The 5,621-nt window shown below is 71.6% G+C and carries 5 protein-coding genes; 2 read left to right on the forward strand and 3 right to left on the reverse strand.

Going from position 1 to position 5,621, the window contains the following annotated elements:
• The first annotated feature begins 333 nt into the window (after window positions 1-333).
• Complete coding sequence (locus tag ACY45C_RS17845) at window positions 334-1,335, forward strand: GntG family PLP-dependent aldolase (RefSeq protein ID WP_462188704.1); 1,002 nt, start codon at window positions 334-336, stop codon at window positions 1,333-1,335.
• A gap of 153 nt (window positions 1,336-1,488) precedes the next feature.
• Here the strand turns inward: ACY45C_RS17845 and ACY45C_RS17850 are convergent, their stop codons facing one another.
• Entirely contained in the window at window positions 1,489-2,280 is a 792-nt protein-coding gene (locus tag ACY45C_RS17850; protein ID WP_462188696.1) for a VOC family protein, read from the reverse strand.
• Window positions 2,281-2,322: 42 nt separating this feature from the next.
• Between ACY45C_RS17850 and ACY45C_RS17855 the strand changes: the two genes are divergently transcribed.
• Window positions 2,323-2,532 carry a winged helix-turn-helix transcriptional regulator gene (locus ACY45C_RS17855; protein ID WP_462188698.1) on the forward strand — a complete coding sequence of 70 codons (210 nt, stop codon included), beginning with the start codon at window positions 2,323-2,325 and terminating at the stop codon, window positions 2,530-2,532.
• A gap of 118 nt (window positions 2,533-2,650) precedes the next feature.
• Here ACY45C_RS17855 and ACY45C_RS17860 read toward each other — a convergent pair whose 3' ends face one another.
• Both ACY45C_RS17860 and ACY45C_RS17865 read right to left on the reverse strand, forming a co-directional pair.
• Complete coding sequence (locus ACY45C_RS17860; RefSeq protein WP_462188700.1) at window positions 2,651-2,932, reverse strand: hypothetical protein; 282 nt, start codon at window positions 2,930-2,932, stop codon at window positions 2,651-2,653.
• Between the two features lie 40 nt (window positions 2,933-2,972).
• Window positions 2,973-5,027 (reverse strand): tetratricopeptide repeat protein, encoded by a 2,055-nt coding sequence (locus tag ACY45C_RS17865; protein WP_462188701.1) that lies wholly within the window; start codon window positions 5,025-5,027, stop codon window positions 2,973-2,975.
• Between the last annotated feature and the right edge of the window lie 594 nt (window positions 5,028-5,621).

Raw genomic sequence — 5,621 nt, forward strand, 5'->3', positions numbered from 1 at the left:
GGATTGGAGTACTAGGCTGGGCAGACACCGCCGGGCTGAGGAATGCCGAGGGCGAAGCAGCAGCAGGTCGCGCACCCGTTCGCCGAGTACCCGCCGGGGCGTACACCCGGGCTCGCACGCTCACCAACGGACCGCCAATAGCCCGGAACGCCCTGGTGCAGGTAGCTACCATCACAAGACATTACCTCCGATGCCACAGGTGACGGCTCTCCGAGGATCAACGACGAACCGGCCGTGTCCAGTCGGCCGCGGGTGGCGAACCGGCCGGCACCGCTGCGCCCAGCCGGGCCCGTGGACCTGCGCAGCGACACCGTGACCCGGCCGACCGCGGCGATGCGCTGGGCCATGGCGTCAGCCGAGGTGGGCGACGACCACTACGGCGAGGATCCGTCCGTCCGCGCGCTGGAGGAGCACACTGCGGACCTGCTCGGCCACGAGGCCGCCGTGTTCGTGCCGAGCGGGACCATGGGCAACTTCGTCGCGTTGCGGTCCAGCGCGCCGGTCGGCACCGAGATCATCACCGACACCGAGGCCCACATCGTCACCTACGAGCTCGGCGGGCTGGCCGCGCTCGGCGGGGTGCAGACCCGCACCCTGCCCGGCCTCACCGCGGCGGCGGACCTGGCGGACGTGGCCGCCGCGATCCGCGCGCACAGCGTCACCGGCAATTACAGCATGGTCAGGACCAGCGTGCTGGCCGTGGAGAACACCCATGCCCGCTCCGGCGGCTGGGTCTGGTCGCTCGGCCGGCTGGCGGAGTTCCGCGCCATCGCCGACTCCGCCGACGTGGCGCTGCACTGCGACGGCGCGCGGCTGTGGAACGCCGCGGTCGCGAGCGCCGTCCCGCCGCGTCGCCTCGCAGCCGCCTTCACGACCCTGTCGGTGTGCCTGTCCAAGGGGCTGGGCGCGCCGGTCGGCTCCCTGGTCGTCTGTGATGCCGGCCGCGTCGGCACCGTCCGGGAGTGGCGCCGGCGGCTCGGCGGCGGGATGCGCCAGGCCGGCGTGTTGGCCGCGGCCGGCCTGCACGCGCTGCACCACCACGTCGACCGGCTCGCGGAGGACCATCGACGCGCCGCCGAACTCGCCGCGCTGCTGGCCGACGCCGCACCCGGCCGCGTCGACCCGAAGGCGGTGGAGACCAACATGGTGCTGGTCCAGGTCACTGACGCCGGGGCCGTCGCGGCGCGCGCCGCCGAGCAGGGCGTGCTGGTCGGGGCGACCGGGCCGACCACGCTGCGGATCGTCACCCACCTCGACGTGGACGACGCGGGCATCCGCCACGCCGGGTCCGTCCTCGCCCGCCTGTTGCGCGCCCAGCCGCCGGTGGCGGCTTGAGCCGGGTCCCACCTGAGCCGGGCCGGATCCCTCGCCCCCCGGGCCAGGATGGTCACTGGCCGACGGCGCCGACGGTAACGGGCCAGCCCTCGGTTCCCGCAACGATAGTGCTGCGCCTCAGGCACATCCGCGGCGGGAACCGGGCCGGGCGGGTCAGCTCGCGGCGGCGGGCTCAGACTTGGCCGGGCCGACCAGCTTGAACACGGCGCCGGTCGGGTCGGCGGCGACCGCGAGGCGGCCGTAGGGGGTGTCCTCCGCGGGCAGCACCACCGACCCGCCGAGTTCGGCGGTCTTCGCGAGCGCCGCGTCGGTGTCCTGCACGGCGAAGTACACCGACCAGTGCGCCGGGACGCCCTCGGCCAGGAAGCCCGCCGCGTCCATGATGCCGGCGAGCGCGCCCTCGTCCTTGCCGAAGGTCGTGTAGCGGAACTCCGGGGTGTCGCTGACGACGTGAACGTCCCAGCCGAACACGTCCCGGTAGAAGCCGACGGCCGCGGCGTAGTCGCGGGTGTGCAGCTCGAACCAGCCGGGGGCGCCCGGCTCGGCAAGCACCCCGAAACCACGGTGCAGCCCCGGCTGCCACATGCCGATCGCCGCGCCGGCGGCGTCGGTCACGACGGCCATGACGCCGAGCTCTTCGACGGCCATCGCCGGGACGATCACCTGACCCCCGTGGTCCACAGCGGCGGCGACGGTCTTCTCGGCATCCGGCGTGGCCAGGTAGACCGACCAGCCATTCGGGACGGCCTCGTCCTGCTCGGGCATACAGCCGGCGACCTGGACACCGTCCTTCGTGAAGGTGAAGTACCCGCCGAACTCCTCAGCGGGATCCTCCGCCGTCCAGCCGAACAGCTCGCTGTAAAACGTCCGAGCCCGGGCCGGGTCGGAGGTCATCAGGTCGACCCAGCAGGGCGCTCCGGCCGGGGCGGTCTCTCGAGTAGGCATGATGTGCTCCTTCGTATCGTGCGGACCCGTATCAGGCGGACCGTGCCACATCACCTTGGACCCCGGCACCGACAGAAATTCCTCGGCGGCCATCGGCGATTCTCCGAGCTCCAGGTGCCGCTGCGTGGCATCACGCCCAAGGTGCTCATCGAGTCCCTGCGCGGCCTGGAACGCGACGGCATCCCCACCCCGGTCCACATATGTGGAGGTACCCCGCTGTGGAGGTACCCCCGCGGGTCGAGTGCACACTGACTCCCCTCGGGCACTCGGTCGTCTTCGGCAGGTTCGCCCCCACCCCCGCCCCCGCGCCCGGCGCCCGGCTCAGTGGTGGAACGATGACTCGCCGTTCCTCCAGCGCCGCCGTCTGCGGCTACCCATCCTTGTCGATCATGTTCTTCGGGGCGCACTCGGCCATCAACCGGTCGGCGTACGGGTCCATCCAGGTGGTCACGAACGTGGCCATGTTCAGCCGCGCGTTGCCGTCGAGCATCAGCTCGTCGTGGACGATCTGGTAGACCGTCTCCGGCGCAATCGACTCCTGCGGCATCCGGAACCGCGGGACCACGACTTCCTCGCCCGACGGGACCAGGTGCGGCCGTACGTCGACCGTCCGCTCCGCCCGATCATCACTCGCCTGGCGATGTAGAGTCATCCTGGATCAACCTCCCAGCCGCGCTGCTGCGATACCGGTGTCAGGCCATGGCCCCCGAGCGGCGCAGCGAGCGGAGCACCTGCTCCTGTTGATGCGGGAGCAGCGCCGGATCGCGTGCGTCGAGCGCGCGCCGCAGCAGATCGTCCGCTCGAGTGTCCTCGCCGGCGGCACGCGCCACACCGGCGGCACGCCACAGGACCGGGCCGCTGTCCGGCGCCGCGTCCAGGACCGCCGCGGTCTCGTCGGATGCCTCCCTCGATCGGCCGAGCCGGGCCAGCGCCAGGGCGCGGGTCGCCCGCACTTCCGTGACGCCGGCGACGTCGGGAGCCAGCCGTGTCACCCGCTCGAGATCCTCCAACGCCGAAACGTCGTCCCCCAGTTCCACCCGCAGCTGTCCCCGCCCGGCAAGGGCGGCCTCCGGTTCCGGAGCGATCGTCAGCACGGTCGAGAAGATGGCGGCAGCCCCCCAGGGCTGGCCGGAGTACCACAGCGCCCGGGCGAGGTCGGCCTGGACGCCGGAGTCGGCCGGCAGCCGCGCGGAAGCGGCCTGAAAATCTTCGATGGCCCGGCCGTACTGACCGCCGCGCAGCAGGAGCCGGCCGATGGCGGCCAGGGCACGGCCCGAACCCTCGGTGTCGGACAGCGATTCGTAGAGTTCGGCGGCCTCACGGTACCCCTGCTCCGCCTGCTCGGGTCGGGCCTGCGCCTCATCGAGCTCGGCCCGCGGGGCCGATGTCCGGGCCGTCGTCCGGGAGCCGTCCGGGCTGCGGAGCAACGCCTCGTCGACATGGCCGCGCGCGGCCACGACATCGCCGTCGGCGAAGCTCACCAGCGCGGCCTGGAGGAAATCGGCCGCACCAGCCGCACCAGCCAAGCGTCCCGCGACGGACCAGTCCGGGAAGGCCTCCTGCAGCGGCGGGATAAGGCGATCGTCGAAGAGCTCGAACCGCCGGGAACCCGAACGCCATTCACTGGCGAGGACATATCGCTCGACCAGTGCGTCGAGGAGGGTGGTGGGCATCCCGGCGGTCGTCTCGATGCCCTCGTCGACGGCTCCCCGCCGGCCGCGTTCGGTGATGAAGGTCCGGGTCAGCCAGGTGCACACCTCCCCGTCGTCGAGGTCGTGTTCCCGGGCCACGGCCACGATCGCCTGGGTCAGATACGCCCCGAGGATCATGCTCGCATCACCGGTCTCCGCCAGCTGGGCGCCGGTGACGGGTTCGGTGGCGGCGGGTTCGGTGGCGGGTCCGGCGGTGACGAGCGGGGAGCGCCAGATGGCCGTCGCCACGAGCTGGAGGTACGCCGGCTGCACCGTGCTGGCGACCAGAACGGACTCCGTCCCGGTAGCGTCCACCACACGGCTGGTGACAAGGCCGTCGACGCAGGCCTGGGCGACACCCGGCGGGAGGCGTCGGCCCGCCGCCCGCAACGGTTCGGTCAGCGCCGCAGTTGCCGAGCGCCGGTCCAACGGTCCGACGGCGACCCTGGCGATCGTCGAGCCACCGGCGAGGGTGTCCTCGTAGGGCGCGAGCGCGGCCCGGTGGTTACGCCGGATCACCAGCAACAGGTGCAGGTCCGGGAGGGCGGCCACGGCCTCACCGAGAACTTCGACGAACTGGGTGCGCAACGGGTCCAGATACGGCGAGTGGGGTACGAAGAAGTCCTCGAACTGGTCCACAGCGGCCAGGATCGGCCGCGCGGAGCCGAGTTGACGGTCACGACCGGCGGCGCCGTGACCGTGCCGCTTGCTCTGGATGGCGTCCACCAGCGACCAGGTGTCGGCGTCGCCCGCCCAACATCGCAGCAACGACTCCAGGTAGGGATTTCCGGTCGAGCGGACCAGGCCATCGTCCGCGTCCGGACCGACCGGCAGCACGTCGGCGTCCGTCGAGACCAGATTCGGCAGCACGCCGGCCCACAACAACGACGTTTTTCCGACCCCGGCCCGCCCGTGCAGGACGACCAGCCGACTTTCAAGCCATTTCGCGAGCAGGGCGTGCGCCGCGGCGCGGCGCCCGAAGAAAAATTCGGCGTCGGTCTCCTGAAAGGGCGTGAGGCCGACATAGGGAGAATGGCGGGGAAGTACGGTGACCACCACTACCCCCGCGTCCCGAAATCGCTGGTCGGGTCAGGTCTTCCCCGCCTTCCTTCACAAGCAATGACCATCCTGGTAAACAAGGTAGTAAAAAGCCTCTCCCCGGCGAATCGACAGCACCCCTGACAGTACCCCTGAATGATATCCGACGCCGGGTCGCCGGAGTTCGGACGTACCACCCGAAAGCGCCTCCCGTGCACCGCGAGACGCGCACGACCGCCGAGCCGAGCGGACCCCCGCCCACGGGAGGCGTACCGCCGGTCGGTCATGGACTCGGTCATGGACTCAGTCCGCAAAGGACGGCACCGCCCGTCCGCCGTCAGTCGTGCGCTGCCGGCGCTCCGCGGGACAACAACCTAGTATGCGCTCGCGGCGATAGTATGCGCTCGCGGCGAATGCCACAACGTCGGAGCTCCTCCCCCGCGGAAAGCCAGTCGATCGATCGCGACAGTGGTCGCCGTCACCGCCGGACGGACCCGGCGGCGACGCGCCGGCCCCGGCGCTTGACCCCTGACAAGGAAACCGCTGGGGTGGCGAGATGGTGCGGCGGGCCGGCGACGGCCGAGATGCGAGACCCTCCTCTCCGATAGGGTC

This window comes from Frankia sp. CcWB2 (assembly GCF_977927585.1).

Bases quoted from the DNA above. Each gene is read 5' to 3' on its own strand.
- ACY45C_RS17845 (WP_462188704.1), top strand. From the start codon at position 334: ATGCGCTGGGCCATGGCGTCAGCCGAGGTGGGCGACGACCACTACGGC.
- ACY45C_RS17850 (WP_462188696.1), bottom strand. From the start codon at position 2,280: ATGCCTACTCGAGAGACCGCCCCGGCCGGAGCGCCCTGCTGGGTCGAC.
- ACY45C_RS17860 (WP_462188700.1), bottom strand. From the start codon at position 2,932: ATGACTCTACATCGCCAGGCGAGTGATGATCGGGCGGAGCGGACGGTC.